23 protein-coding genes and 2 pseudogenes are annotated in these 24969 nt (G+C 67.9%); 9 read left to right on the top strand and 16 right to left on the bottom strand.

Translation table 11 applies throughout. The features are described from left to right. Positions 1-186: 186 nt before the first annotated feature. From QQA12_RS08240 to QQA12_RS08225, 4 genes and pseudogenes are all read left to right on the top strand, one after another. A pseudogene (locus QQA12_RS08240) lies at positions 187-458 on the top strand (transposase); the annotation flags it as partial. Positions 459-1075: 617 nt separating this feature from the next. Next, positions 1076-2848, top strand: a complete 1773-nt coding sequence (locus QQA12_RS08235) for a ribonucleoside triphosphate reductase (protein ID WP_226050428.1) — start codon at positions 1076-1078, stop codon at positions 2846-2848. Next, the gene (nrdD, locus tag QQA12_RS08230) at positions 2845-3039 is read left to right on the top strand and encodes an anaerobic ribonucleoside-triphosphate reductase (RefSeq protein ID WP_054665451.1); all 195 of its coding nucleotides are present in this window, start codon (positions 2845-2847) and stop codon (positions 3037-3039) included. The genes QQA12_RS08235 and nrdD overlap by 4 nt, the downstream gene beginning before the upstream one ends. Continuing rightward, a complete protein-coding gene (locus QQA12_RS08225; protein ID WP_226050427.1) occupies positions 3036-3701 on the top strand; it encodes an anaerobic ribonucleoside-triphosphate reductase activating protein in 666 nt (221 codons plus the stop codon). The genes nrdD and QQA12_RS08225 overlap by 4 nt, the downstream gene beginning before the upstream one ends. 151 nt (positions 3702-3852) lie before the next feature. Here QQA12_RS08225 and QQA12_RS08220 read toward each other — a convergent pair. Then, a pseudogene (locus QQA12_RS08220) lies at positions 3853-4428 on the bottom strand (IS3 family transposase); the annotation flags it as partial. A 254-nt stretch (positions 4429-4682) separates the two neighbouring features. On the opposite strand from QQA12_RS08220, the gene QQA12_RS08215 reads away from it, so the two are divergent. Next, complete coding sequence (locus QQA12_RS08215) at positions 4683-5453, top strand: class I SAM-dependent methyltransferase (RefSeq protein ID WP_226050426.1); 771 nt, start codon at positions 4683-4685, stop codon at positions 5451-5453. Between the two features lie 146 nt (positions 5454-5599). Here QQA12_RS08215 and QQA12_RS08210 read toward each other — a convergent pair whose 3' ends face one another. The 4 genes from QQA12_RS08210 to QQA12_RS08195 form a co-directional block, all read right to left on the bottom strand. Further along, positions 5600-6328, bottom strand: a complete 729-nt coding sequence (locus tag QQA12_RS08210; protein WP_226050425.1) for a cytochrome c biogenesis protein CcdA — start codon at positions 6326-6328, stop codon at positions 5600-5602. 12 nt (positions 6329-6340) lie between these two features. Beyond that, complete coding sequence (locus tag QQA12_RS08205; RefSeq protein WP_226050424.1) at positions 6341-6793, bottom strand: thioredoxin family protein; 453 nt, start codon at positions 6791-6793, stop codon at positions 6341-6343. 253 nt (positions 6794-7046) lie between these two features. After that, positions 7047-7688, bottom strand: coding sequence for a DUF1109 domain-containing protein (locus tag QQA12_RS08200; RefSeq protein WP_056932145.1), 642 nt, complete (start codon positions 7686-7688; stop codon positions 7047-7049). Then, complete coding sequence (locus tag QQA12_RS08195; RefSeq protein ID WP_226050423.1) at positions 7685-8263, bottom strand: sigma-70 family RNA polymerase sigma factor; 579 nt, start codon at positions 8261-8263, stop codon at positions 7685-7687. The genes QQA12_RS08200 and QQA12_RS08195 overlap by 4 nt, the downstream gene beginning before the upstream one ends. A 505-nt stretch (positions 8264-8768) precedes the next feature. Between QQA12_RS08195 and QQA12_RS08190 the strand changes: the two genes are divergently transcribed. Further along, positions 8769-10052 (top strand): amidohydrolase, encoded by a 1284-nt coding sequence (locus tag QQA12_RS08190; protein WP_226050422.1) that lies wholly within the window; start codon positions 8769-8771, stop codon positions 10050-10052. Between the two features lie 276 nt (positions 10053-10328). Here QQA12_RS08190 and QQA12_RS08185 read toward each other — a convergent pair whose 3' ends face one another. Beyond that, positions 10329-11384, bottom strand: coding sequence for an NAD(P)-dependent alcohol dehydrogenase (locus QQA12_RS08185; protein ID WP_226050421.1), 1056 nt, complete (start codon positions 11382-11384; stop codon positions 10329-10331). Positions 11385-11507: 123 nt separating this feature from the next. Here QQA12_RS08185 and QQA12_RS08180 point away from each other — a divergent pair, with 123 nt between their 5' ends. Further along, entirely contained in the window at positions 11508-12401 is an 894-nt protein-coding gene (locus tag QQA12_RS08180) for a LysR family transcriptional regulator (protein ID WP_226050420.1), read from the top strand. A gap of 249 nt (positions 12402-12650) precedes the next feature. Here QQA12_RS08180 and QQA12_RS08175 read toward each other — a convergent pair whose 3' ends face one another. After that, positions 12651-15023, bottom strand: a complete 2373-nt coding sequence (locus QQA12_RS08175; protein WP_226050419.1) for a catalase — start codon at positions 15021-15023, stop codon at positions 12651-12653. 97 nt (positions 15024-15120) lie between these two features. Beyond that, a complete protein-coding gene (locus tag QQA12_RS08170) occupies positions 15121-15780 on the bottom strand; it encodes a DUF6766 family protein (protein WP_226050418.1) in 660 nt (219 codons plus the stop codon). On the opposite strand from QQA12_RS08170, the gene QQA12_RS08165 reads away from it, so the two are divergent. Beyond that, on the top strand, positions 15755-16153 hold the full coding sequence (locus tag QQA12_RS08165) for a hypothetical protein (protein WP_226050417.1): 399 nt from the start codon (positions 15755-15757) through the stop codon (positions 16151-16153). The two genes, QQA12_RS08170 and QQA12_RS08165, sit on opposite strands and share 26 nt — an antisense overlap. Before the next feature lie 73 nt (positions 16154-16226). Here QQA12_RS08165 and QQA12_RS08160 read toward each other — a convergent pair whose 3' ends face one another. The 3 genes from QQA12_RS08160 to QQA12_RS08150 form a co-directional block, all read right to left on the bottom strand. Then, on the bottom strand, positions 16227-17243 hold the full coding sequence (locus tag QQA12_RS08160; protein ID WP_226050416.1) for a CorA family divalent cation transporter: 1017 nt from the start codon (positions 17241-17243) through the stop codon (positions 16227-16229). A gap of 2 nt (positions 17244-17245) precedes the next feature. Continuing rightward, entirely contained in the window at positions 17246-17848 is a 603-nt protein-coding gene (locus tag QQA12_RS08155; protein WP_226050415.1) for a hypothetical protein, read from the bottom strand. Between the two features lie 149 nt (positions 17849-17997). Continuing rightward, positions 17998-18249 carry a hypothetical protein gene (locus QQA12_RS08150; RefSeq protein WP_152985049.1) on the bottom strand — a complete coding sequence of 84 codons (252 nt, stop codon included), beginning with the start codon at positions 18247-18249 and terminating at the stop codon, positions 17998-18000. Between the two features lie 306 nt (positions 18250-18555). Here QQA12_RS08150 and QQA12_RS08145 point away from each other — a divergent pair, with 306 nt between their 5' ends. Further along, entirely contained in the window at positions 18556-18903 is a 348-nt protein-coding gene (locus tag QQA12_RS08145) for a BON domain-containing protein (protein ID WP_054665423.1), read from the top strand. A 248-nt stretch (positions 18904-19151) separates the two neighbouring features. Here QQA12_RS08145 and ligD read toward each other — a convergent pair whose 3' ends face one another. The 5 genes from ligD to QQA12_RS08120 all read right to left on the bottom strand — a co-directional run bounded on the left by ligD (position 19152) and on the right by QQA12_RS08120 (position 24941). Beyond that, positions 19152-21662, bottom strand: a complete 2511-nt coding sequence (ligD, locus tag QQA12_RS08140) for a DNA ligase D (protein WP_226050414.1) — start codon at positions 21660-21662, stop codon at positions 19152-19154. Beyond that, the gene (locus QQA12_RS08135) at positions 21659-22324 is read right to left on the bottom strand and encodes a GIY-YIG nuclease family protein (protein WP_233324845.1); all 666 of its coding nucleotides are present in this window, start codon (positions 22322-22324) and stop codon (positions 21659-21661) included. The genes ligD and QQA12_RS08135 overlap by 4 nt, the downstream gene beginning before the upstream one ends. A 2-nt stretch (positions 22325-22326) precedes the next feature. After that, complete coding sequence (locus QQA12_RS08130; protein ID WP_226050412.1) at positions 22327-23226, bottom strand: Ku protein; 900 nt, start codon at positions 23224-23226, stop codon at positions 22327-22329. Positions 23227-23305: 79 nt separating this feature from the next. Next, the gene (locus QQA12_RS08125; protein ID WP_226050411.1) at positions 23306-23881 is read right to left on the bottom strand and encodes an isochorismatase family cysteine hydrolase; all 576 of its coding nucleotides are present in this window, start codon (positions 23879-23881) and stop codon (positions 23306-23308) included. A 16-nt stretch (positions 23882-23897) separates the two neighbouring features. After that, positions 23898-24941, bottom strand: coding sequence for an SDR family oxidoreductase (locus tag QQA12_RS08120; protein ID WP_226050410.1), 1044 nt, complete (start codon positions 24939-24941; stop codon positions 23898-23900). Between the last annotated feature and the right edge of the window lie 28 nt (positions 24942-24969).

The raw sequence follows: 24969 nt of genomic DNA, 5'->3' as shown, positions 1-24969 counted from the left end.
CGTAGGCTTCACGGCGGGGCCTGCGCACTACGCGCAGGCCCCGCATCGGTTCATCAGCTCGTCTCGCTGATTGGCCATCGTTGGCTGATTGGCTGGTTGGTAGGGAACGATACGCCGCACTCCGGTTTCCAGCAGCGGGTTGAATTGGAGTCCAACGGGACGAAGATTTGACGTGAAGAGGCGTTTATTGAAGTTCAGATCATCGGCTTCCTGCACGAGGCCGAAGCTGGCGTGGCGGTGAAGGACGTGTGCCGGCGACACGGGTTCAGCGAGGTCTCCCACCCTCTTTGACGCAGCAGGTTCGGCGGCAGGCGCATGCCGGAAGCCAGGCGGCTCAAGGTTATGGAGGCGACAACACGCGGCTGAAGAAGCTGTTGGCCGAGCAGCTGTTCGAGACCAACATCATCAAGGACGCCTTACGAAGAATTAGTCCGCATCGGCGCAGGAGTCTAGTGCGGCATTAAGCTGAAACAGCGAAGAACTTGGCCGAAGTTGAGCGGCAGCTGAGGACTGCGCCACGAATGCAACGCCATGCGCCGCGCGCGCCGCTGCGATCCGGGCAACGCTGCATGCATGGGCGGCGGCTTGGGCGTATCGAAGGCGGCTGGAGTGACCTGCCGCACGAGCCCTGCTGATTCCGCAACGCGCTACTTCCGCGGATGGCGGCGAGCTCCACGCAGATGGACCGCCATCACCCTGCCTGGGCTGAAAGCGCTGCTGCCCCCCCTGCGGCGTCAGCCTGGAAAGGACCTGTGACCGTGCCCTGCCCTGCTTCGGGTTCGCGGCGACCACCGTGGCAGCGAGGTCGCGGCAGTCGACCTGCCCACCCTGTGGCGCATTCACGTGTACCGCCGCCTGCACGGCAAGCCCCTGTGAGCAGGCACGGGCCGCCAACCCTCCTGCCCCGGCCCAAGGGGGGAAACAACGCCAACAGTCTCACCGCCTCTGCGTCGACCACCGAGGGTTACGGCCCATGGGACAACCAGGCCAACAGCCGCTCTCTTGATCCATGTCATACAACATGTAGTATCAATACGCGAACATCTCCACAACATATTGTTTATGGAGGTGATCCATGGAACCTGGATACGTGGCGGCAACCACCCCGTTGATCGACCCGGTTCGATCGATGGAGGAATACCTGACCCGCTCCGACTGGCGGGTCAACGCCAATGCCAACCAGGGCTTCTCACTGGGCGGGCTGATCCTGAACGTGTCCGGCAAGGTCACCGCCAACTACTGGCTCTCGCACCTGTATCCGGCCGAGATCGGTCGCGCCCATCGCGAGGCCGACCTGCATATCCACGACCTGGACATGTTGTCCGGCTACTGTGCCGGCTGGTCGCTGCGCACCCTGCTGTACGAAGGGCTCAACGGCGTGCCCAACAAGGTCGAGGCCGGCCCGCCCAGGCACCTGTCCTCGGCGGTGGGGCAGATCGTCAACTTCCTGGGCACCCTGCAGAACGAATGGGCCGGCGCGCAGGCATTTTCCTCGTTCGACACCTACATGGCGCCGTTCGTGCGCAAGGACGCAATGGCCTACGAGGAGGTTCGCCAGTGCATCCAGGAACTGATCTTCAACCTCAACGTGCCCTCGCGCTGGGGTACGCAGACGCCGTTCACCAATCTCACCTTCGACTGGGTATGCCCGCAGGACCTGAAGCACCAGACGCCGTTCATCGGCGGCGAGGAGATGCCGTTCACCTACGGCGAGCTGCAGGCCGAGATGGATCTGATCAACCGTGCCTACATCGAGGTGATGAGCGGGGGCGACGCACGCGGCCGGGTGTTCACCTTTCCGATTCCTACCTACAACATCACCGCGGACTTCCCATGGGAGTCGGAGAACGCGCAGCGGCTGTTCGAGATGACCGCTAAGTACGGCCTGCCTTACTTCCAGAACTTCATCAACTCCGAGCTGGATCCGGGGATGATCCGCTCGATGTGCTGCCGTCTGCAGTTGGACCTGCGCGAGCTGCTCAAGCGTGGCAACGGCCTGTTCGGCAGCGCCGAGCAGACCGGCAGCCTGGGCGTGGTGACGATCAATTGTGCGCGGCTGGGCTACCTGCATCGCGGTGACGAAGCGGCCCTGTTCGCGCGGCTGGACGAGTTGCTGGAACTGGGCCGGCGCAGCCTTGAGATCAAGCGCGAGGTGGTGCAGAAGCTCATCGACGACGGCCTGTACCCCTACACAAAGCGTTATCTCGGCACCCTGCGCAACCACTTCTCGACACTGGGCGTGAATGGCATCAACGAGATGGTCCGCAATTTCACGGGCGATGCCCACGACATCACCAGCCAGTGGGGCCATGCATTCGCCCTGCGCCTGCTCGACCACGTGCGCGCACGGATGGTCGAATTCCAGGAGCAGACCGGCCACCTCTACAACCTCGAAGCCACGCCCGCCGAAGGCACTACCTACCGCTTTGCCAAGGAAGACCGCCGGCGCTGGCCGGACATCCTGCAGGCCGGCAGCACCGACAGGCCGTACTACACCAATTCATCCCAGTTGCCCGTGGGCTTCACTGACGATCCATTCGAGGCGCTGGAACGGCAGGAGGCACTGCAGGCGCGCTACACCGGCGGCACCGTACTGCACCTGTACATGGGCGAACGCCTGTCCAGTGGTGAAGCCTGCCGTGAACTGGTGCGGCGCGCATTGACCCGCTTCCGCCTGCCCTACATCACGATCACGCCCACCTTCTCGATCTGCCCGGTGCACGGCTACCTGGCAGGCGAGCACGAATTCTGCCCGCGCTGCGACGAGCGGTTGCTGGCCGAACAACAGGCGGCAACCGTGTCGCCGACCACCGTCGATGCCCTGACATCCAAGGAGACATACGCATGAACAACAATCCACTCTCTGCCGCCGCCGCGTCGCTGTGCGCCGAGGATCGCCAGCGCTGCGAAGTCTGGACGCGGGTGATGGGCTATCACCGCCCGGTGTCCAGCTTCAACATCGGCAAGCAGGGTGAGCACGCCGAGCGGCGCTTCTTCGCCGAGCGCACCGACGCCATCGCGGTGGCCGGCGCCGCATGATCCGCGTGGCCGGAATGACACCGCTGACCACCATCGACTTTCCCGGTCGGCTGGCGGCGGTGTTGTTCCTGCAAGGCTGCCCGTGGCGCTGCAGCTACTGCCACAACCCGGAACTACTGCCGGCACGCGGTGCAGGCGGCCTCGACTGGGATGCGGTGCAGGACTTCCTGGGGCGCCGTCGCGGCCTGCTCGACGGCGTGGTGTTCTCAGGCGGCGAACCCACTTCCCAGGCGAGGTTGCCTGATGCCATTGCGCGGGTGAAAGCAATGGGCTTCCAGGTCGGCCTGCACACCGGCGGCATGTACCCGGCGCGGCTGCAACGGCTGCTGCCCTTGCTGGATTGGGTGGGGCTCGACATCAAGGGGCCGGCGGCACATCACGATGCCATCACCGGCCGGCGCGGCAGCGCGGCACCGGTCGAACTGTCACTGGGGTACCTGCTGGAAAGCGGCGTTGCCTTCGAATGCCGCACTACCTGGCACTCGGACCTGTTCCCGACACAGGCACTGTATCAACTGGCCGAACAACTGGCCGCACGCGGCGTCAGGCGCTGGGTATTGCAGGAATGTCATGAACCAGGCCGTAGGCGGCATGGGGGTGACCCGGCAGACCTGGCGCGCCTTGGCAGCCACTTCCAGTACTTCACCTTCCGCGGCGGCTAGAGCCTTCCAGCATTTGAGCTCGGAGTTGAAGGCAACCTGCGCTACCCCCGATAACGCGCCAGTGTCGGTGCGCCACGCATTCATCCGCCCACATCGGATTCGGCGCGTTGGCCGTGCCACGCACATGGACCGGCCCGAGTTCTGTAGACAATCAGTCGTCGTTCTGCGCGTATCGCCGTTCAAACTCTACCGGTGACACACCGCCAGCGGCACCATGCCGGCGGATCGGGTTGTAGAACATATCGATGTAATCGAACACGTCCGGGGCAGCCATGGCGCGTGTCGGGTAGATCCGCCGCTTGATCCGCTCCTTCTTCAAGACGCTGAAGAAGCTCTAGGCCTCGGCATTGTCGTGGCAGTTCCCGCGGCGGCTCATGCTCGGCACCATCCGGTGCGCTTTCAAGAACGACTTCCAGTCGCTGCTGGTGAACTGACAGCCCTGATCCGAATGCACCAGCACACGTGGGCCCGGCTTGCGCCGCCAAGCCGCCGCCACCAGCGCCTGCAGTACCAGATCACGGGTCATCGTCGGGGCCATCGCCCAACCGACGATCTGCCGCGAGTACAGATCCATCACCGGCGCCAGCAACAGCCAGCCCTCGTAGGTCCGGATATAGGTGATGTCCGTGACCCAGACCTTGTTCGGTGCCTCTGGTGCGAGATCCCGGTTGAGTACGTTGGTCGCCACACCCACGGAGCCTCCGCGATAACGCGGCTTGCGGCCATGTCGCGAGACCGCCCCGCCCCATGCCATGGATGCCGAAGTCCGCCACGCTGGCCACGGCATCAGACAGCCAGCCCATACCGCCGGACGAGTACGCGACCCCTTCATATCTCGACACACCTGTCGCCTGCCTGCTGTTTCAATCAGGCCCGTGCCGGTGTCCACAAAGGCACCGGAAGGGCGCAATCGCGCTTGCCCGACTGTATGCTGCGCGGCCAGATGCGAATGGGATCGCAGCTCGGCTGCACGGGAGAGGAATGGAAAATCGTTACGGAAGGCTCGCGTCATGGGTCTACAACCTGGACAAGCCGGTCGGCCGGTCGTTCGGTGATGTGGAGTACTACCGGCAGCTGCTCGGGGAGTGCGCAGGCCCGGTTCTGGAACCTGCGGTTGGCAACGGGCGGATTCTGGTACCGTTGCTCAAGGCTGGATTCGCGGTCGAAGGGTTCGACACCTCCGAGGAAATGCTGGGCTACTGCCGCGAGGCATGCCGGACGCATGACGTAGCCGCGAACCTGACGCGCCGCCGTTTCGAAGACTTCGCCTATGACAGGAAGTTCGCCGCGATCATCATTCCGGCCGGATCCCTGCAGCTGATCACGGACGCTGCGGCGGCCTCCGCCGTGCTCAGGCGGTTCCATCAGCATCTGCTGCCGGGTGGCAAGCTGGTCCTCGACCTCGATGCGATCGACGGTTTCCTGGGCCCGTCCGGCGCATTGCGTAGCTGGACCACCGAGGAAGGTGAACTGTTGACGCTGATGGATCATCGGGTCGAAACAGACTACATCGCGCAGACGACCCTGTCCCACCTGCGCTATGAACACTGGCGAAGCGGCAACCTGGCAGCGACGGAGCTCGACCTGTTCAAGCTGCGCTGGTGGGGAGTTGAGGAGTTCGCTCTCGCCTTGTGCGCAGCCGGCTTCACGGACGTGGTCGTTTCAGGCAATTACCAGCGCGGTCGCCGCCCCCGGAAGGGCGACCAGGTCGTCACCTTTGAAGCGACACGCCCGGCGAGCGGAACGGCCTGAGCCCGGCCTCCGCGATGGCCCGCATGCCCTGCGGTGCCGCGGCCCGCATGCAGGGCATGGCCCCTCCGCCATGACCGCAGCAGCACGGTGCGCAACCGGGATGCGGCCATGCGGGCGGCATCCCGGGCACAGGGCGCCACCCGTCCTCAGAACGCGGTGGACAGGCGCATCATCCAGTCCGGCAGGTGATCCAGGGCAAAGGTCTCGAGCCGGCGGTCCCAGCCGCTGAGGATCAGGCCGCCGACCAGCAGCAGCAGGACGCCCAGCAGCTGTTTGCCGCGGCTGCCGGCGCCCATCAAGCGGCCACGCCAGCGGTCCAGGGCACCGCGTGCGGCGAAGGCGATGACCAGCAGCACGCTGGCGATGCCCAGGCCGAAGGCCAGCATCACCAGCAAGGCCGCGCCCAGGCTCTGGCCTGCCGCCGCCAGTGCGATGGCCGCCCCCAGCGTCGGGCCGACGCACGGTGCCCACACCACGCCCAGCAGCATCCCGACCAGGGCCTGGCCCCACAGCCCTCCGCGTGCATCGAATGCAAGCTGGGTGCGGCCCGCCCAGTTCGCCAACGGCGTGGCGGCGCGGGTCAACAGGCGCTGCAGCGGTGGCAGCAGCAACACCAGTCCGGCCAGGCACAACACCACCGCGCCCGCTGCGCGTACCGCCAGGGTGTCGATCCCCAGCGACTGCCCGAAGGCCGCCACCACGAAGCCGGTGGCGGTGAACGCAAGTACCAGGCCGGCCGACAGCGCCAGCGGTGCCAGGCGGTGCCGCTGCGCCGCCGACGACAGCACGATGGGCACCAGCGGCAACACGCAGGGAGAAAGGATGGTCAAGGCACCGGCCACGTAGGCCAGTGCCGGGTTCACGCCCAGGCTCATGCAGTGGCGGCCTCAGCTGCCGGACAGGGTCGAGCGCAGCACCGGCGCGACCCGGGCCAGGTCGCTCTCGTGCGCCACGCGGCCGGTTTCACGCTTGCCATGGAATCCGATCAGCGTGGACTGCATGGTGGCCCCGAACTTCTGCCACAGTGGCTTCTGGGTATCGAAATCGATGCGCAGCACCACCAGGTCGCGGTACGCCGGATCGGCGGTGATCTCTTTGATCGCCTTCTCCTGCTCGCGGCACACCGGGCACCACGGTGCGTGCACCCAGACCAGGATGGGCTTGTTGGCTGCCTGTGCCTGGTCGAAGGCCATCTGGTCGTACGCCCGGATCGCGACGCCGGGCGCCATGGCCATGGTCATCGCCGGGGACGGCGTGGGCGTGGCAGCGGCCATCGCGTCGGTGGCGGGCACGGTGGCGGCCAGCGCAGCGGTGGCAAGCAGGGCATGGATATGACGCATTGGAATCTCCAGTGGGTAGGTGGATATCCATTCGCACGAGGCGCACCGCCGGTTACACCGACGCGAGCATGCCGGTGGCCACGCTCACCTGAGATGCACCGGAGCTCCCGCCTGGAGGCCACATTCCGGCCTACCCGCGTCGCTGGCGACGATGACCGCTGCATGGCGCGGCAGCGAGCCATGCCTGGCCCGATGGCGACGCATGGCTTGCATGCAGCCGGCAGTTGCCGTGGATCACCGCGCCGGCTGCGCATCACCACCGCAACAGGCGCGGCCCCGCCATTGCCCCTGCGGCGGTCGGCAGCGATAGCCCCAGCACGTACCACAAGGCCCAGAACGGGGCGTCCATCTCCGGGCAATGCAGGCAGTAGACGAGGGTTGCCGCGGCCCCCGCCAGCAGCCCAGCTGAAGCGCCGGCAAGTCGCAGCCGCGTCGGCGCCAGGCCGCGCACCGCCCAGAACGTCGTGCCCATCAGCGGCAGCGAGAGAAGGGCGATGCTGAAGGCGCAGCTGCGCCAACTGCGCCCCATGAGCATCGCCAGGCGTTCGTCGCCCGATGCCAGCCACAGCACCGCCGCCGCCCCGCCCCACAGCAGCAGCAGCGGAATCCCCAGCCCCGACCATGCCGCCGCGACCGCCTGCCCCGGGCGTGACAGCCGCAGCGTCACCCACAGCGCACCGCAGAACATCGCCAGCGCAAATCCCGCCTTGGCCCAGAACATGGGCTGGATGGATGCCTCCGCCAGGTCCGGGCGCAGCCCGAAGCCGGCCAGCAGCAGTCCCAGCGACATCAACAGGCCCAGTGGCAGGGCCAGGCCGAACCGGCGCGCAGCCGCATGCCGTTGCACCGGCATGGGATCACTGGCCAGCAGATCGATCAGCTCATGGGTTTTCATACTGCACTCCGTATCTTCAATGCCAGCGCCTTCAGGCCGCGGTGGATGCCTACTTTCACCGCCGACTCGGACATGCCGGTCAGGCGTGCGGTTTCGCTGACCGACAGGCCGCCGAGCTTGACGTGCAGGATCGGCAGGCGATGACGGTCCGGCAGCGCCTCCAGCAACTGGCCGATATCGTGCCGGGCCTGGGCCGATTCGGTGTCGCTGGCCGCGAACACGTCCTGCGCCGCTTCCAGCGGCAGGTTCAGCGCTTCGCGCCGGTGATGGCTGCGATGGAAGTCCATGAGCTTGTAGCGGGCGATGGCATAGACCCATGCGGTCAGTGGTTCGCCGCTGCGGTAGGTATGGCGGCTGTTGTGGATGGCCAGCAAGGTCTCCTGCAGGATGTCCTCGACGTCATCCGGCGCCCCGCCCAGCCGACGACGCAGGAACGCTCGCAGGCGTGCGCTCAACGCGTCCAGGAAGCACCGGTAGGCCGCGGGATCGCCTTCCAGCCCGGCCTCGAACAACGCACGCAGCACGGCCTCGACCGGATCAGCGGGCGATGCCGAGGTGGGGGCCGGCGCGGACATGGTGCGGCTCACCTGCCCCCCTTCGCTGCGCCTGGATCGGGACGGACGCATGGCCAACCCACCCTGCCCGCACCCCGCCGGGGGCGCGGGCACGGGAAGGGGTGGGTGGACAGGCACTTGTCTGGCAAGGAATCGGTCATCCAGGGGAGTTCGTTGCAGGGCGCCTTCCGGTTACATGGTCATTGCAGTGCCATTGGACGCGATTCATCCACGCATCCCACGGCATGCGCGGACGTCAATCGGCACCTGCGGCACCTGTTGCCCTGTACCCGTACGCTGTCCTGGCATGGAATCATGCCCCCGGTTGCCTGCGACTGCCGTGGGGCCGCGATTCACCGGAAGGCTGCAGGCGACCGTACCACCGCAGCGGCTGGCGATCCTGCCGGCGCAGGCAGCCGGAGGCACTCGGCGCGGGGGAACAACCGCCCCTGGTCCCGGTTTCGCCTTTTTCGCCCCGGTAACGGGTGCAGGCGCAGCGTGGTGCCGGCTTTCCGGAGGATCGACCATGAACCCGCTGACCGCCGCGCTGGAACCGTTGTTCGCGCACCTGCAGCCACGCCTCGTGGATATCTACCAGGACCTGCACCGACATCCGGAGTTGTCGATGCAGGAGCATCGCACCGCCGGCATCGCCGCCGACCACCTCGAACGGCTCGGCTATGCCGTCACCCGCGGCGTGGGCGTCACCGGCGTGGTGGGCGTGCTGCGCAATGGCGACGGCCCGACGGTGATGCTGCGTGCCGATATGGACGCGCTGCGCATGGCCGAGCAGACCGGCCTGCCCTACGCCAGCACCGCCACGGCTACCGATGGCGACGGGCAGACCGTCAGCGTGGCCCATTCCTGCGGCCATGACCTGCATGTGACCTGGTTGATGGGGGCCGCACAGGTGCTTGCCGGGGCGCGTGATGCATGGCCCGGCACGGTGATGGCCGTATTCCAGCCTGGCGAGGAGACCGCACAGGGTGCCAGTGCGATGGTCGGCGACTGGGATCACCTCGGCCTGCCGCATGCCGACGTGGTGCTGGGCCAGCATGTGATGGTGGGCATGGCCGGTACGGTGCGCTATCGGCCCGGGGTGATCCTGTCTGCGGCCGACAGCATGAAGGTGAAGCTGTTCGGGCGCGGTTCGCACGGCTCGCAGCCGCAGACCGCGGTGGATCCGGTGGTGATGGCCGCGGCCACGGTGATGCGCCTGCAGACCGTCGTCTCGCGCGAGGTGTCGCCGCTGGACAGCGCGGTGCTCACCATCGGTTCGCTGCAGGCCGGCACCAAGGAGAACATCATTCCCGACGATGCCACCCTCAAGCTCAACATGCGTACCTATGACGAGGCGGTGCGCACGCACCTGCTGCAGGCGGTCAGGCGCATCTGCTGCGCCGAGTGCGATGCCTCCGGCGCACCGCGGCCGCCGGAGTTCACCACGCTCAGCAGCTACCCGATGACCGACAACGACCGCGAGGCCACCGCACGCGTGGCCGCGGCATTCCATGCCCAGTTCGGCGAGGACGCGCGCGAAGGAAAGCCGATGTCCGCCAGCGAGGACTTCAGCGTGTTCGGCCGTACCTGGGGCGTGCCGTATGTGTTCTGGTTCGTTGGCGGCACCGACCCTTCAGCCTATGCCAGGGCGCAGGCCGAAGGCGCCCTCAACGCGCTGCCAGGCAACCATTCGCCGCGCTTCGCGCCGGTGCTCGAACCGACCCTGAAGGCCGGGCTGCAGGCCATGCTCAGCGCGGCGGCGGCATGGCTGTGCGTGGCCGCCGACACCCCACGGAATGTGGCCCCCTGACAGACGGCAGTACCAGGACCGGCGTCATCGGTGATGACGCCGGGTGAGCGGATGATCGTGCTGGACATCAGGCGCCATTGGATGCGGCTGCGCCGGGCGATCCAACACTTAGTGGCGCTGGCACCTGCCGGCCCGGCATGGCGTCGCACCATGCATCCGCGCCGGGTCGAGAGAGACCGCGCGGGCGCGCAACGCGCCCGGCGGCATGCGCATCCGCCCGGCAAGGGGGTACGGCTGTCGTGCCCCGGCCCGTCCCGGCTGACGGGCCAGGCGGTATCAACCGGCCAGGGTGGCGTTGTCGATCACGAAACGGTACTTCACGTCACCGGCGAGCATCCGCTCGTAGGCGGCGTTGATGCCATCGGCGGCGATCAGTTCGATGTCGGCGACAATGTCGTGCTCGGCGCAGAAATCGAGCATCTCCTGGGTCTCGGGGATGCCACCGATCATCGACCCGGCCAGGGTGCGGCGCTGGGTGATCAGATTGAACACATTCGGCGAAGGGTGCGGGGTGGCCGGCGCGCCGACCAGCACCATGGCGCCGTCACGACGCAGCAGCGCCAGGAAGGCGTCCAGGTCGTGCGGCGCAGCCACGGTGTTGACGATCAGGTCGAAACTGCCGGCGTGCGCCGCCATCGCATCGCGGTCGCGCGAAACCACCACCTCGTCGGCGCCCAGCGCCAGCGCCGCCTCGCGCTTGGACTCGGACGTGGTGAAGGCGACCACGCGCGCACCCAGCGCATGGGCCAGCTTGATGCCCATGTGGCCGAGGCCGCCGATGCCGACGACGCCGACCTTGCGCCCGGGGCCGGCGTGCCAGTGGCGCAGCGGCGACCAGGTGGTGATGCCGGCGCACAGCAGCGGTGCCACCGCGGCCAGTTGGGCCTCGGGGTGGCGGATGCGCAGCACGTAGCGCTGGTGGACGACGATGCGCTGCGAATAGCCGCCCAGCGTCCAGCCCGGTGCGTCGGCGGTCTTGCCGTTGTAGGTGCCGACCATGCCGTGGCAGTAGTTCTCCAGGCCGTCGGCACAGTCATCGCAATGGCGGCAGCTGTCCACGATGCAGCCCACGCCGACCAGGTCGCCGGCCGCGAAGCCGGTTACCTCGGCGCCGACGGCCGATACCCGACCGACGATTTCATGGCCGGGCACGCAGGGGAAATGGGTGCCGTGCCACTCGGCGCGCACCTGGTGCAGGTCGGAGTGGCAGATGCCGCAGTAGGCGATCTCGATCTGGACGTCGTGCGCGCCAGGCGCACGCCGGGTGATGTCCATCGGCTCCAGCGGGCGATCGCCGGCGTGGGCGCCATAGGCTTTGACGGTCTGGGTCATGTCGGCTCTGTATCCGGGTGGGAGGTGATGCATTCTGCACCGGCTTCATTGCGGTGATTAGCCGATGGATTCTTTTAGGCTCTATTAGTCATTCTAATCAATCAGGCGTGCCACACTGGGGCCATGGCACGACGCAATCTCAACGACCTGCTGGCTTTCGTCACCGTCGCCCGCGAGGGCAGCTTCACCCGCGCGGGCGCCACCCTGGGCGTGTCCCAGTCCGCGCTCAGCCAGGCCATCAAGGCGCTGGAGGAACGCCTGCGGATCCGCCTCCTGACCCGCACCACGCGCAGTGTCTCCCCCACCCCGGCCGGCGAGCGGCTGCTGGGGGCGATCGGCAGCCGCTTCGACGAGATCGAGGCCGAACTGGAGGCACTGAGCGAACTGCGCGACACCCCGGCCGGGCGGGTACGGATCACCTGTGGCGAACATGTGCTGCGCACCGTGCTGTGGCCGCGGCTGCTGCCGCTGATGCAACGCTACCCGGACATCGGCATCGAGTTCGATGTCAGCTATGGCCTGCGCGACATCGTCGCCGACCGGTTCGATGCCGGCGTGCGCCTGGGCGAGAGCATCGATCGCGACATGGTGGCCCTGCCGATCGGCCCGAAGCTGCGCATGGCGGCGGTCGCCTCGCCGGCCTATTTCAGTGGCCACCCGCCACCCCGGATCCCCGAGGACCTGACCGGGCACAATTGCATCAACATCCGCTTCCCCACCGCCGGCGGCCTGTACGTGTGGGAATTCGAGCGTCGTGGCAGGCAGGTGAACGTGCGCGTGGAGGGACAGGCGATCTTCAACGCGACGCAGCCGATCGTGCAGGCCGCGCTCGATGGCCTGGGCGTGGCGTTCCTGCCGGAGGGTGAGTTCGCCCCGCACATCGAGGACGGTCGGCTTGTACGCGTGCTGCAGGACTGGTGCCCGCCGTTCTCCGGCTACCACCTGTACTACCCGAGCCGGAAGCAGCACTCGCCGGCATTCGCCCTGGTGGTGGAGGCGTTGCGCGCGGGCGGATGAGCACGCGGCGCGGCAGCCATTTCCTGGCCAGTGCGCGCTGACGCCGTGCATGCACCGCCCGCCGGCGGGTCGTGGATGCGGCGGAAGATGCCGTCGCCCTGGCGGACGTCCGCACTCCCGGGCGACGGCTACGCCACACGTCCCCTCCCCGCCCATCGCCGTCCGGGCAGGACTCCGCGGCACAGCCCTGCGCGGGCGCGGGGCGACACCGCCAGCAACCGCCAGGGCCATCGTCTGCCGCGCCCGGTCTCAGAGCATCGCCGGTTCACGCTCCGGATAGCGGTGCCGGGCGATGGCGGCTGCGAAGCGCTCCACGGTATCGTCCGCATCCGCTCCGGCGAACAGCAGCAACGGATCGTTGTCCAGCGGCGTCACCCCGGTCGCATCCCACACCTGGCGCCCCTCGCCGACGAACAGCAGCGGTTTGCCATGGCGGTAGCCGTCGCGGAGGTGCTCCAGTGCCCGTACGTCGGCGGCCAGTACCGCCGCGGCCGCCGCGCCGCCCACGACCGCCAGCGCATCGAACAACACGCCCGGCTCGTTCTCCAGCGATGCGTCGGCATCGAACGCGGCGCCGTCCGCATCCTGCAGGCGGCCCACGTGCGGCCCGAGCAGGCGCACCACCGCGCCCTGCGCGGTCAACCCCTCATGCAGCGTCGTCACGTCCATCGCGCGACTGCCATCGGCCACCAGCACCGCGATCCGGCGGGTTCGAATCCCGTCCTCACCGGGTCGCGACAGCAGCGACAGCGCAGGCGACAACGCCACTTCCGGGGTCACCGGGGTGGTGCACACGCGCGGCATTGCCGGCGGCAGCGCCATGCCCAGTCCGCGCGCGACCTCGGCGGCCAGTTCCCCGGAGACGTTGCGCAGCATCGATACCACGCGCCGACGCACCGCCGGAACCGTCACCTTGCTCAGCTCGAAACGGAATGCATCGGCGATGTGGCGGCGCTCGGCCGGACTCTGGCTGTCGTAGAACAGCGTCGCCTGCGCATAGTGCTCGGCGAACTTCTCCGGCTTGCCGCGCACCTCGTCGCCCTGCGGCGGCTCGGCGAAGGATACGAAGCCGGCGGCTCCGGCCTGGAACGGGCAGCCACCGGCCAGGGAGTTGGGCTCGTAGGACACCCGGCCGCGATGGATGGCCTGGCGATGCATGCCATCGCGCTGGTTGTTGTGTGCCGGCGCCACCGGGGCGTTGATCGGCAGTTCGTGGAAGTTGGGGCCACCCAACCGGCTGATCTGCGTGTCCACGTAGGAGTGGATGCGTCCGGCCAGCAGCGGGTCGTTGCTGAAGTCGATACCGGGGATGACGTGCGCCGCGCAGAACGCCACCTGCTCGGTTTCAGCGAAGAAGTTGTCCGGGTTGCGGTCGAGCACCATGCGTCCCACCGGCAGGATCGGAACCAGTTCCTCGGGCACGATCTTCGTGGCGTCGAGCACGTCGAAGCTGAAGCCCTCGGCCTGTTCCTCGCTGAACACCTGGATGCCCAGCTCGTACTCGGGATGGTCGCCGGCCTCGATCGCCTCCCACAGGTCGCGGCGATGGTAGTCCGGGTCCGCGCCGGAGATCTTCACCGCCTCGTCCCACACCAGCGAGTGCGTGCCCAGCCTTGGCGTCCAGTGGAACTTGCAGAACACCGATTCGCCGTGCGCATTGACCAGCCGGAAGGTATGCACGCCGAACCCCTGCATCATCCGGTAGCTGCGCGGAATCGCGCGGTCGGACATCTGCCACATCAGCATGTGGGCGGACTCGGGCATCAGCGACACGAAGTCCCAGAAAGTGTCGTGCGCCGACGCCGCCTGGGGCATGCCATGGTGCGGCTCGGGCTTGACCGCGTGCACCAGGTCCGGGAACTTCATCGCGTCCTGGATGAAGAACACCGGCATGTTGTTGCCCACCAAGTCCCAGTTGCCCTGGTCGGTATAGAACTTCACCGCGAAGCCGCGCACGTCGCGCGCGGTGTCCTTGGAGCCACGCTCACCGGCCACCGTGGAGAAGCGCACGAACACCGGGGTGATCTTGCCCGCCTGCTGGAACGGCGCGGCGCGGGTGAGTGCGGAGAGATCCTCGTAGGCCTCGAAGTAGCCATGCGCGCCGGAACCGCGCGCATGCACCACGCGCTCGGGGATGCGTTCATGATCGAAATGGGTGAGCTTCTCGCGCAGGATGAAATCCTTCAGCAATGCCGGCCCGCGCAGACCGGCCTTGAGACTGTTCTGGTTGTCCGCGACCGCCACTGCCTGGTTGGTGGTCATGTGCCTGCCCGAGCCGTCGTTGCGCGCCCGCTGCAGCGGCGCTGCATTGGCGTCCTGGCCTGCGGCCGCGGCGGCGCCGACCTTTGCGCCGGCGTTCGCTTCGCTCGTCGTACTGGCGCCTGCCGCCGTGGCGGGTTCCGGAAAGTGTTCGCCCTGCGGGGGCATGCCCGCGGCACTGCCGTACTCGGCGGACTTGTCGGCGTTGTGGGTACGCTGGCCAGCCCACCCATCAACCAGGCCCGGCACCTCGTCCTCGGGCTGCAGCGGCCGCCGTGACCGGCTGTCGGCCGGGCCGCTGTCCGAACGCGCCGCGGCCTTGCCGTGTGGAGGATGGGAAGAAATGCCTTTCTTGCTGGCCATGGGAGCACCTGATGTGGAACGGGCCTCCACCCTATTTGCCTGCGGTAAAACATGCGTGACCCGGTGCCGGCATCCCCTCACGGCACCTTGATCGCGCTCATGCCCCGGTCTGCGAATGCGGCGCCTCCACCGGCTTGGATTCGGGCGAGTCCTTCTGCCGCAGGTAGATGCTCAACAGCACGATCGACAGCACGGCCAGGAACTCGCTCTGCCAGTTCTGCATCGATTCGAACCAGAACCGCGCACTGCCAAGGTGGTCGTCGAGCCCGATGCCCGCTTGTCCCTCCAGTGCGCGCTGCTGGTTCTCATGTCGCCAGCTTCCGTAGCAATGCCCGGCGAACGCCAGCGCGAACAGCACCAGGTAGGCCAGCGACAGCGAGTTGGCGTACAGGACCTTCCACACCCCGCCCCGGCGCACCGGCCACGGGGGCGTTCCGGGCTCTATCTCGTCCACCTCCGCATCCGGCTCCAGCTTGCGCGACTCGGCCGAACCACGCTGGCGCAGCACCACCGTCAGCAGTACGTACATGCCCATCTGCAGGAATTCACTTTCCCAGTTCTCGAATGTGGCCGAGACGAAATGGCCGCTATGCAGGTACTGGCCCAACGTGAGTGCCGCTGCACCGCTTTGCGCCAACTCCGCGTTGAATGTGCGCAGCCCGGTCCAGATCTGTCCAGCCAGCGAGACCGCAAACAGCGCAAGCAAGGCCAGCGACAGCCCGTTGCGGTGGATGAACGACGCACTGTGCTTGTTCATGGGCTTCCTCCGGTCCGCGGCAGACGTTGACCAGCGTCCACGAAAGCCCGCGTCAAGGACCGTGGCATCCGTCTTCCCGACAGGTCACATCGATGAACGAAGCGCCATCGGCATGCACGGCGCATGCAGTTGCTTCACGCCGGCCACCGCCCGTGCTGCCAACAATCCGGTCTCCCCCAGCGAGGACACCGTCATGAGTCGAGACCGCAAAGACCCGCCCGCTACCGATGCCGAACGCGATGTCAGTGAAACCCCGCAGCAGCGCCGCGAGCGCAAGCATCACGAAAGCCGTAACCACGACGAGGCACTGGAGGAAACCTTCCCGGCGAGCGATCCCGTCTCGCCGTTCGTGCCGGCAAAGACGCCGGAATAGGCCACGACCCGAAGCGCGGGCGGCCGCGCGCCGCCCGCACCCCGCAGGCACGCGCCAGGGACCGCGAGAACCGCTAGAACCAGTGCTGGCGGCGGCCCAGCACGAACGCACCCAGCCCCATCGCCACCAGCCCTGCAAGCGCTGCATAGAAGCCGGCATCGCCACTGTCGAAGAGCCCGGCGCCGAAGTTCATGCCCAGTGCGCCGACGATGGTCGCCATCAACCCGGTCACCACGGTGACGAAGGTAAGCACCCGCATGGCCTGGTTGGTGCGCAATGCGGTCTGGTTGCTGAACAGCTCGAAGCTGCCCAGCACCTGGTCGCGCGCGTTCTCGACCATGTCCAGCGCCCGTTCGAAACGCATGTTCAAGGCGTTGAAGTGACGGTCCGCCTCGCGCCCTTCGTCAGGCCGGAAATCCGGGCGTGACATCGCACCGAACACCACCCGGTGCGGTGCCAGCATGCGCCGCAGGCGCGACGCCCAGCGACGCAGGCGCTGCAGTTCCTTGAGCGCATCACATGCGCCCTTGCCGAGGATGCTGACCTCCAGCCGTTCGATCGCCAGTTCGTGCTCGTCGATGGCCTTGAAATAGCTGCCCAGCAGGCGGTCGAGCACGGTGGCCACGAAGCTCTCCGCGCCGAGCACGCCCACCCTGCCCGGCTGCTGCGTGCGCATCTCCTCCAGGAACGCAACCGGCTCCCGGCGGAAGGTGACCACGCGGTCGGCACCGGCCACGCAGACCAGTACGACTCCGTTGACCCGGTCCTTGTTGTCGCCGCCGCCGGCAACCACCGTGCGTACCCAGAAGAAGGCCTCGTTCTGCCCGACCTCGGGCACGCTGCCGCCGTCCAGGAACGGGCGGGCGGCCTGCGGCAGCTTCCATGCCGCCCACACCGCATCGACCTGTTCGTCCGAGGGATCGCACAGGTCGACCCAGGCCAGCGTATCGCGCGCCGGCTGGCAGGCGGCCAGCGAGCACTGGCTGATCGCCTGCGCGTTTCCGCGCGCGTCGAACAGCCTGCAGAAGAAGCCGGCGCGCGCCGCTCCGGCCGCCTCGGCCGCATCACCATTGCCGCCGGCCGCCTGCATGACTACAGGTAATCCTGCCGCGCCTTCTCCGCGCGCGCCGCACCGATGGCGGTCTGCACGTCCTTCTGCTCTTCCGGCGGCGGCAGTACCGCGGGCATGCCCAGGCTGCGGATCCACAGTTCACGTGCCCATCCGCGCGTGTGATAGAGGTGATGGTCCTCCTGCGTCTCCACCGCGGCATGGGCCTGCGCGAGCAGCTCGGCGTGCGCCCCGCCCTGTTCGGCGACCTGGCCGATCAACTCCCAGTTCATGTGATCCTTGGTCTCGGCCAGCACGACGCATTCGGCCGCGACCAGCTCCGCGTCGGCGGGCTTGGCATTGGCTAGCGCCATTTCGATCGCAGCGACCAGCGACGCCCCCTGGTGGGCGACGACGTCGCGTCCCGGACTGGGGGTTTCCGGGTCCAGGCCCATCTCCTCGAACACGCGCATCAGGATCCGTTCGTGGTTGCGGGTTTCCTCGAGGTAGCCCTCCCACTCCTGCTGCAGGTCCTTGTTGCGTGCCGCACGGATGGCCGCGGTGTACACCTCGATGCCACCACGTTCGGTTTCCAGGGCCTGCAGCAGCAGTTCGCGGACCTGCGCCGCATGGATCTTGGAAGTCATGGATGTTCTCCTGGGTTGAGGAACGCCCGGTATAGACAGGCAACTGCAAGGAGGCCGTGATCGGGCGTGAAGCCGGCGTGGCCACCTGCGGACATGCATGCGTTGCAACGGGGGCGGGCCCTCGTCGCGCGACAGGCCCGCCCATTCCCTCACCCGACCACCAGCGACCAGGGAATTTCCGAGCCCTTGAACTTGTAGCGGAATCCCTCGCAGTCGATCTGCCTTGCCAGGTTGCCCTGGTCATCGGCCAGGGTGCTGATCTCGATCAGCGTGTTGGCCGCCACGGGCGCGCTCCTGGCGGGAATGCCCATGGTCTTGATGTCGGCCAGCTCCGTGGCGATGCGCCTGACCGGGCGGCGCTCTTGTCCCGGTCCCACCAGATAGAGTTGAACACCTTTCACAGCAAGATTTCCTCATGGTTGTTCCCGCCCCGGCATGCACCATTTAGCCTGCGCGAAGTGAAGCCATTGCGTGCGTGGCGCGGTCGTGGCGTGAAACCCTGAAACCGGTCACGAACCGGTGCCCCGTGGCTCTGTTGCCCATGATCCGTGCCAACGCATGCGCTGCGTCCGCCATGCATTTCGCGCCGGGCACGCACGCGGCACCCGCTGCGCGTGCACATGGCCATCACCGATCTGCTGCATGGTCTTAATCGCCCGCCAGCCATCATGGCCTCGGAGCACTTCCGCTCCGCGTGGAGAATCGACATGGACACCAGCAAGATGAAGCACTTCCTGCTCATGGGCATCGTCGCGGCCGCCAGCGCGGGTGCCATCACCACGGGCCATGCCGCCCCCCAGGCGCATGGCACGCAGGAACACGAATCGGCGCAACCCGGCAGCGACACCTGGATCACCACCAAGGTCAAGGCCGATCTTCTCGCCACCAAGGACATCCCCGGCATGGCGATCAAGGTCGAGACCGTCAATGGCGTCGTATCGTTGAGTGGCGACGTGGACAGCAAGGTCGAAGCGGACAAGGCTGTCGCCGTCGCCAAGGGCATCAAGGGCGTCAGCCGCGTGGACAACCGGCTGGTGGTACGCGCCGGCAAGTGACTTCGCCGGGCGGCGCGTGGGCCCTGGCCGACGGCCGCCCGTGCATCTGCACCGGAGCCACCCCGCGCCTCACATGCTGCTGCGTGGTTGCCACCGCTGGCCGGTCATGCCGGCGCCCCGAGCGTGGGGTGGTGCGCGACAGGGGCGCGCGCTTGGTACGCCTGCACATCGTCATGCGCGTAGCGGGCGGACGGCGCGGCTGGCGGACGCGGCGCCGCCGCACGGATGACTGCACCGATGCAGCGCACTCATGAATCTGGTCTGCGTGGGTTGCGCCCGGCCAGGCGCGCGGCAATGGGCGCCAGATCCTGCCGGATCCGGTCGATGTCGCCCCAGGGATGCTGCTTCATCCGCTTCATCCGGCGTGGTGCCGAGGCGATGTCGTAGGCGTCTGCGCGCCGGACCCTGCCCAGCTCCTCCCAGCGCAATGGCATGGCCACCGGCGCGCCCGGCCGGGCCCGCAACGAGAATGACGCCACGCTGGTGGCACCCCGGCCGTTACGCAGGTAGTCGATGAAGATGCGCCCCTTGCGCTGGCGCTTGCTGGCCGTGGCCACGTAGGCCAGCGGATCGGCAGTCGCCATGGCTTCGGCGAAAGCACGCGCGAAGGCCTTCACCTGCGACCACTCGCAGGCCGGCCGCAGCGGCACCACCACGTGCAGGCCCTTGCCGCCGGAGGTGCGCACGAACGATTCCAGGCCCAGTTCGCGCAGGTGATCGCGCACCTGCCGGGCCGCTGCCACCACCCGGGCCCAGGCCACCCCCGGGCCAGGATCGAGATCGAACACGATGCGGTCAGCGAGGTCCGGCGCATCGGCCCGCGCGCCCCACGGATGGAACTCCAGCGCATTGAACTGCACCAGCTCGAGCAGCCCGGCCGCATCGCGCACCACGATGTAGTCCGCGCGGGTGCCGCCCTCCTCCTCGATCGGCACCGTGCCGACATGCCCGGTGCCGGGCGGCAGGTGTTTCTGGAAGAAACACGGTCGCTGGGTGCCCTGCGGACAGCGCACCACCGACACCGGCCTGTCGACGATCTCCGGCAGCAGCCACGGCAGCATGTCGCGGTAGTAGGCGAACACTTCCTGCTTGCGGATGCCGGCGTCTGGATACACCACGCGGCTGGGGCTGGTCAGCGCAACATCGGCGGCGGCAGCTGACGACCCGGGCATATGGTCAGGCATGCTGTGTTCCTCCGGTACTGGAACCGGCGCCGCGGCGCGCAGCTCGGCCACGTTCCGGTCGGCGCGGATGGTCTTGAACGACGCCTGCCGCAGCAGGCCGTGATTGCCGGTGCCATGATGGAACACTTCCACCACCATGACCGGCTTCACCCATTGCACCCTGCCCGGCCCGACGGCCCCGGCGGTGATGGCCGGTACCGGTGTGTCGCGGGCGAGCGGCGACAGCCGCCGCACCAGTGCGTCGAGCGTGTGCTGGTTGAAACCGCTTCCCACCCGGCCGGCATAGCGCCAGCCCCTGCGGCCCACGGGCGTGGCCAGCAGCAGCGCCCCCAGCCCACTGCGGCTGCCCTTGGGTGCGGTGAACCCAACCACCACGAACTCGTCGGACATGCGGTGCTTGACCTTGCGCCAGTGGTCGCCGCGACCGCTGCGGTAAGCCGCCGCGGCACGCTTGGAGATGATGCCCTCCAGGCCGCGTTCCACCGCCATGGCCAGGGCGCGCTGGCCATCGGCCACGTGCGAGCTGTACACCAGCGGCGGCGATGCCGATTCCAGCAGCGTGGCCAGCAACGCCTTGCGGTCGTCCTGGCGGCAGCCACGGACATCGACATCGCCCAGTTGCAGGATGTCGAACAGCACATAGGACAGGGGCGCGGCGCGCTCACCCGACAAGCTGGCCTGCAGCAGGCCGAAATCCTGCTGGCGTCCGGCCCCGGCCACCAGCTCGCCGTCCAGCACCGCCACGACATCGAGCGCCTGCAGGGCCTGCACGATCGCGGGCAGCCGCTGCGTCCATTCCAGCGCGTTGCGCGACCACAGCCGCACCCGGTCGCGGGCCAGCTGCGCGATCAGCCGATAGCCATCCCATTTGGCTTCGTGCAGCCAGCCGTCCCCGTCCGGCACCGCCTCCACCAGGGTGGCCAGCTGCGGCGCGTGGAATGCAGGTTCTGCGCGGGTGCGGCGGGCACCGGGCAGTTTGGCCGCGGCTGCCAACAGGCGCCGGCCCCGCGCCGGCACGGGGCGTGGTCGCGTGCCCGCGGCCGGCCCCCGCCCGGGCGGGGCAGCGTCCAGCAGGTCGTCCGCCTCCAGTGGGGCCGCGTACGCGTCGCGCGCCTTGAACAACAACCATTCCGGCTGCCGCCCACGTGCACCCGAACGCACCAGGTGCCATCCGCCCCTGAGCTTGCCGCCGAACAGCTGGAAGCGCAGGTGCCCCCTGGCCAATTGCTCCTCCGCATCGCCGTCGGTAGCCCAGGTGCCGTGGTCGAAGATCGCGACATGGCCGGCGCCATACTGGCCTGCGGGGATATCCCCTTCGAAATCCGCGTAGTCCAGCGGATGGTCTTCCACCTGGGCCGCCAGCCGCTTTACGGACGGGTCCAGGCTCGGCCCCTTCGGTACGGCCCAGCTGCGCAGGGTGCCGCCCACCTGCAGGCGGAAGTCGTAATGGCGATGGCTGGCGTGGTGCAGCTGCACCACGAAAACGGGGTGCATGCCGCGCGCGCGACGGCGGTCCACCGACGGCTCGGGGGTCCGGTCGAACCGGCGCTTGCGTCGATAGTCGTACAGACTCATCGCCGCTCCAGGCCCGGCGTTGGTGACATGGCAGGCAACGGTACCCCGCTGTTGCGCCGATGCCATGCATCCAGCTCAGCCTGGCCCAGGTCATCGGGCATGGTCTCCAGCAGCACGCAGGCGTCCAGTACATCGCGCAGCACGCCCAGCGGCGTGCCAGGCACCGCCGGCGGCCAGTACGCGACCGCGCCGAACCGCTCGACCATTGCCTGCACGTGGTGCTGCAGGTCTGCCCCTGCCTGCAACAGGCGCTGGCGTACCCAGCCGCGCAGCGGGGCGTGCGCCACGAAGCCCTGCGCGACCTGCGCATCGCGCCAGCCGGCCAGTGCCGACAGCGCGCCGCGGACCCACTCGGTGCGGCCGCCGGCGCGCGCGGGGACCAGCAGCGGCGCCGGCGCGGCATGCGCCCGCAGCTGGCGCTTGAGCGTGGTTTCCCATGTCCGCGCCTCGGCCACGGTGGCGGCCTCCAGCAGCCAGCCGGCATCCAGGTCGAAGAATTCGTAGTAGCGTGAAGAGAACGCCTGCATCCGCACCAGCGGATCACCGGCGATGCCCAGCTTGGCGTGGTCCTCATTCGCACAGGGCAGCACGTAAAGGAAAGTCGTGCCGTAGACCCGCCGGCCGATGCTGCCGACTGGAATCAAGCGACGGCCGCCGCCCATGCTCAGGGCACCGCCTTCCGGCGCGTGGACGTGCCTGCCTTCTTCGCGGCGGACTTGCGCGGTGCCGCCTTCTTCGCCGGTTTCCGCTTGCCGGCAGGCGTGCGCTTGTTCTCTTCCAGGCTTTTCTGCAGCAGCGCCATGAAATCGACGACGTTGGTGGTGGCATCCTCCGCCTCGGTGTGTTCGTCGATGATCCGGGTGGTGGCGCCCTTGGCCTTCAGGCGCTTGCGGATGATCGCCTCGAGCCGGCCACGGAACTCGTCCTGGTAATCGTCCGCACGCCACGGCACCGACATCGATTCGATCAGGCTCGCAGCCATCTCCGTCTCGCGCCTGGAGATACGGTAGTCGGCAGGCTTGCCCCCGGGCAGCCTGTACTCGGCCGGGTCCACCAGTTCCTGCGGATAACGCAGCATCATCAACAGCAGCGCCTCGCCCTCGGGCACCACCGCGCACAGGTACTCGCGGGTGCGGATGACAACGCGCGCGATGCCGGCCCTGCCGGTGTCGCGCAGCGTCTCGCGCAGCAGCACGTAGCCCTTCTCCGCCTTCTTGCCGGGAACGATCACATACGGCTTTTCATAGAAGCGCAGGCTGATCTCGCCGCGCTCGACGAACGCTTCCACGTCGATGGAGTCGTGGGTCTGCGGCGCAGCCGAGGCGATGTCCTCCTTTTCCACCACGACATAGCTGCCCTTGTCGTACTCGAATGCCTTGACGATGTCCTTCCATGGCACTTCCTCGCCGGTTTCGGCATTGACCCGTTCGAAGCGGATCGGCTTGCGGTCACGCGAGTCGAGCATGCGGAAGCTGATGTCCACCCGGCGCTCGCCGCTCATCAGCGACACCGGGACGTTCAACAGGCCGAAAGACAGGGTTCCCGTCCAGATCGGACGTGCCATGGCGTGCATACCGTTGTGAACTGGCGACAACGCTGGCCAATACCGGCTAAAGCAGGCGTGAAGAACCGCCCCGGCACGTTCACGCCCGTACCGGAAATATCCCGCGGACGTCACGCGAGCGGGCCACCGGTGCCAGCAGCGAATGCGCCACCACCGCCAGCGCATCGCGCTTGCGCCGTGCGCTGATCGCGGCCACGCAGTCGGCCGGCACCCACAGCCCGAATTCATGCATCTTGGCGTCCTGCGCGGTCGCCAGCACGCACGAATCGGCGGCAATCCCGGTCAGCACCAGCCGGCGGACGCCCAGCTTGCGCAGCAGGATCGCCAGCGGCGTGGCATGGAACGCCGAGTGCTTGGGCTTGAGCACGTGGTAATCGCCGGGCCGTGGCGACAGCCGCTCCACCGTGGCTGCGGCATGGCCACCGGCTTTGGCGCAGGCTTCGACCAGGTCGCCTAACTGTCCCCGCCAGCGGGCGAAGTTGTCGTTGACATGGATCACCGGCTGCGCTGCCGCATCGAACCGCCGGCGCAGGTCGGCGATCGGCCGGCAGATCGCGACGGCGCCTGCGCCGAGCGCGTCGCCGCCTTCGAAATCGAACAGGTTGACCATGTCCAGGATGATCAGCGCGGTCGCGTTGGCCTTGCCGGTCGCCATGCTCGCCCTGCCGCACTCAGCCGCGCGGGCCGCCCATGACCGGCAGGACCACGCCGCTTATGTAGCTGGCGGTCACCGGCGAAGCCAGGAACACGTAAGCCGGCGACACCTCCTCGGGCTGCGCCGGCCGCCCCATGTCGCTGTCGCCGCCAAACCGGGCGACATCGCCGGCATCCTTGTCCGCCGGGTTCAGTGGCGTCCAAACCGGGCCCGGCGCGACGCAGTTGACGCGGATGCCACGGGGCAGCAGTTGCGCCGCCAAGGACAGGGTAAGGGCATGGATCGCGCCCTTGGTCGCCGAATAGTCGATCAGCGACGGACTGCCGAACAGCGCGGTCTCCGAACCGGTGTTGATGATGCTGCCGCCCTGGCCAAGGTAAGGCAGCACCGCGCGCGCCATGTGGATATAGCCCGCGATGTTGGTCTGCAGGGTCTCTTGCAGGTGCAGATCGCCCAGATCCTCGAGCCGGTGGCAATGCAGCTGGAAGGCCGCATTGTTGACCAGGATGTCGATGCCGCCCAGCGCCCGGTCCGCCTGCCGCGCGGCCTGGTCGCAGAATGCAGGGTCACGCACGTCACCGCTGATGGCGATGCAGCGCCGGCCCTCTTTCTCGACCGCGGCGCACGTGGCCCGCGCATCCTCGTGCTCGTCCAGGTACAGGATCGCCACGTCGGCACCTTCGCGCGCGAACAGGACGGCCACTGCCCGGCCGATCCCCGAATCGCCCCCGGTGACCAGTGCGCGCATGCCCTGCAGTTTGCCGCTGCCGCGGTAAGCGGGTGCCTGGTAGCGTGGCGGCAGCTGCAATTCATGCTCGTTGCCCGGCTTGTCCAGGTGCTGTGCCGGCATCTTCGCCGGTTGCCGGTGGACGCCGGCCTGGACGCCTCCATCGGAGGATGCGGGCTTGCCCGCGCCCTGCCTGCGGGCCTGTGTCTGCAGTGCGCGCTGCCGCGCGGCGGTGGTGTCCGCGCCTGCCCCGGCGGTCTTCGCGCGACCCTTGCCGGGTTGCACCGAGGCCGTGGACTTCCCGCTGCCGGATGTCTTCCTGCCAGTAGCCATGGATCATGCTCCTTGTACGGGTATGGAG

The organism is Stenotrophomonas sp. 17(2023), assembly GCF_030345315.1.
Taxonomy (GTDB): domain Bacteria; phylum Pseudomonadota; class Gammaproteobacteria; order Xanthomonadales; family Xanthomonadaceae; genus Stenotrophomonas; species Stenotrophomonas acidaminiphila.
This window is presented reverse-complemented; position numbering and strand designations above follow the sequence as displayed.

What these genes read in the sequence shown, in the direction of transcription:
- QQA12_RS08235 (WP_226050428.1), top strand. Translation starts at nt 1,076, where the DNA reads ATGGAACCTGGATACGTGGCGGCAACCACCCCGTTGATCGACCCGGTT.
- nrdD (WP_054665451.1), top strand. Translation starts at nt 2,845, where the DNA reads ATGAACAACAATCCACTCTCTGCCGCCGCCGCGTCGCTGTGCGCCGAG.
- QQA12_RS08225 (WP_226050427.1), top strand. Translation starts at nt 3,036, where the DNA reads ATGATCCGCGTGGCCGGAATGACACCGCTGACCACCATCGACTTTCCC.
- QQA12_RS08215 (WP_226050426.1), top strand. Translation starts at nt 4,683, where the DNA reads ATGGAAAATCGTTACGGAAGGCTCGCGTCATGGGTCTACAACCTGGAC.
- QQA12_RS08210 (WP_226050425.1), bottom strand. Translation starts at nt 6,328, where the DNA reads ATGAGCCTGGGCGTGAACCCGGCACTGGCCTACGTGGCCGGTGCCTTG.
- QQA12_RS08205 (WP_226050424.1), bottom strand. Translation starts at nt 6,793, where the DNA reads ATGCGTCATATCCATGCCCTGCTTGCCACCGCTGCGCTGGCCGCCACC.
- QQA12_RS08200 (WP_056932145.1), bottom strand. Translation starts at nt 7,688, where the DNA reads ATGAAAACCCATGAGCTGATCGATCTGCTGGCCAGTGATCCCATGCCG.
- QQA12_RS08195 (WP_226050423.1), bottom strand. Translation starts at nt 8,263, where the DNA reads ATGTCCGCGCCGGCCCCCACCTCGGCATCGCCCGCTGATCCGGTCGAG.
- QQA12_RS08190 (WP_226050422.1), top strand. Translation starts at nt 8,769, where the DNA reads ATGAACCCGCTGACCGCCGCGCTGGAACCGTTGTTCGCGCACCTGCAG.
- QQA12_RS08185 (WP_226050421.1), bottom strand. Translation starts at nt 11,384, where the DNA reads ATGACCCAGACCGTCAAAGCCTATGGCGCCCACGCCGGCGATCGCCCG.
- QQA12_RS08180 (WP_226050420.1), top strand. Translation starts at nt 11,508, where the DNA reads ATGGCACGACGCAATCTCAACGACCTGCTGGCTTTCGTCACCGTCGCC.
- QQA12_RS08175 (WP_226050419.1), bottom strand. Translation starts at nt 15,023, where the DNA reads ATGGCCAGCAAGAAAGGCATTTCTTCCCATCCTCCACACGGCAAGGCC.
- QQA12_RS08165 (WP_226050417.1), top strand. Translation starts at nt 15,755, where the DNA reads ATGAACGACGCACTGTGCTTGTTCATGGGCTTCCTCCGGTCCGCGGCA.
- QQA12_RS08170 (WP_226050418.1), bottom strand. Translation starts at nt 15,780, where the DNA reads ATGAACAAGCACAGTGCGTCGTTCATCCACCGCAACGGGCTGTCGCTG.
- QQA12_RS08160 (WP_226050416.1), bottom strand. Translation starts at nt 17,243, where the DNA reads ATGCAGGCGGCCGGCGGCAATGGTGATGCGGCCGAGGCGGCCGGAGCG.
- QQA12_RS08155 (WP_226050415.1), bottom strand. Translation starts at nt 17,848, where the DNA reads ATGACTTCCAAGATCCATGCGGCGCAGGTCCGCGAACTGCTGCTGCAG.
- QQA12_RS08145 (WP_054665423.1), top strand. Translation starts at nt 18,556, where the DNA reads ATGGACACCAGCAAGATGAAGCACTTCCTGCTCATGGGCATCGTCGCG.
- ligD (WP_226050414.1), bottom strand. Translation starts at nt 21,662, where the DNA reads ATGAGTCTGTACGACTATCGACGCAAGCGCCGGTTCGACCGGACCCCC.
- QQA12_RS08135 (WP_233324845.1), bottom strand. Translation starts at nt 22,324, where the DNA reads ATGGGCGGCGGCCGTCGCTTGATTCCAGTCGGCAGCATCGGCCGGCGG.
- QQA12_RS08130 (WP_226050412.1), bottom strand. Translation starts at nt 23,226, where the DNA reads ATGGCACGTCCGATCTGGACGGGAACCCTGTCTTTCGGCCTGTTGAAC.
- QQA12_RS08125 (WP_226050411.1), bottom strand. Translation starts at nt 23,881, where the DNA reads ATGGCGACCGGCAAGGCCAACGCGACCGCGCTGATCATCCTGGACATG.
- QQA12_RS08120 (WP_226050410.1), bottom strand. Translation starts at nt 24,941, where the DNA reads ATGGCTACTGGCAGGAAGACATCCGGCAGCGGGAAGTCCACGGCCTCG.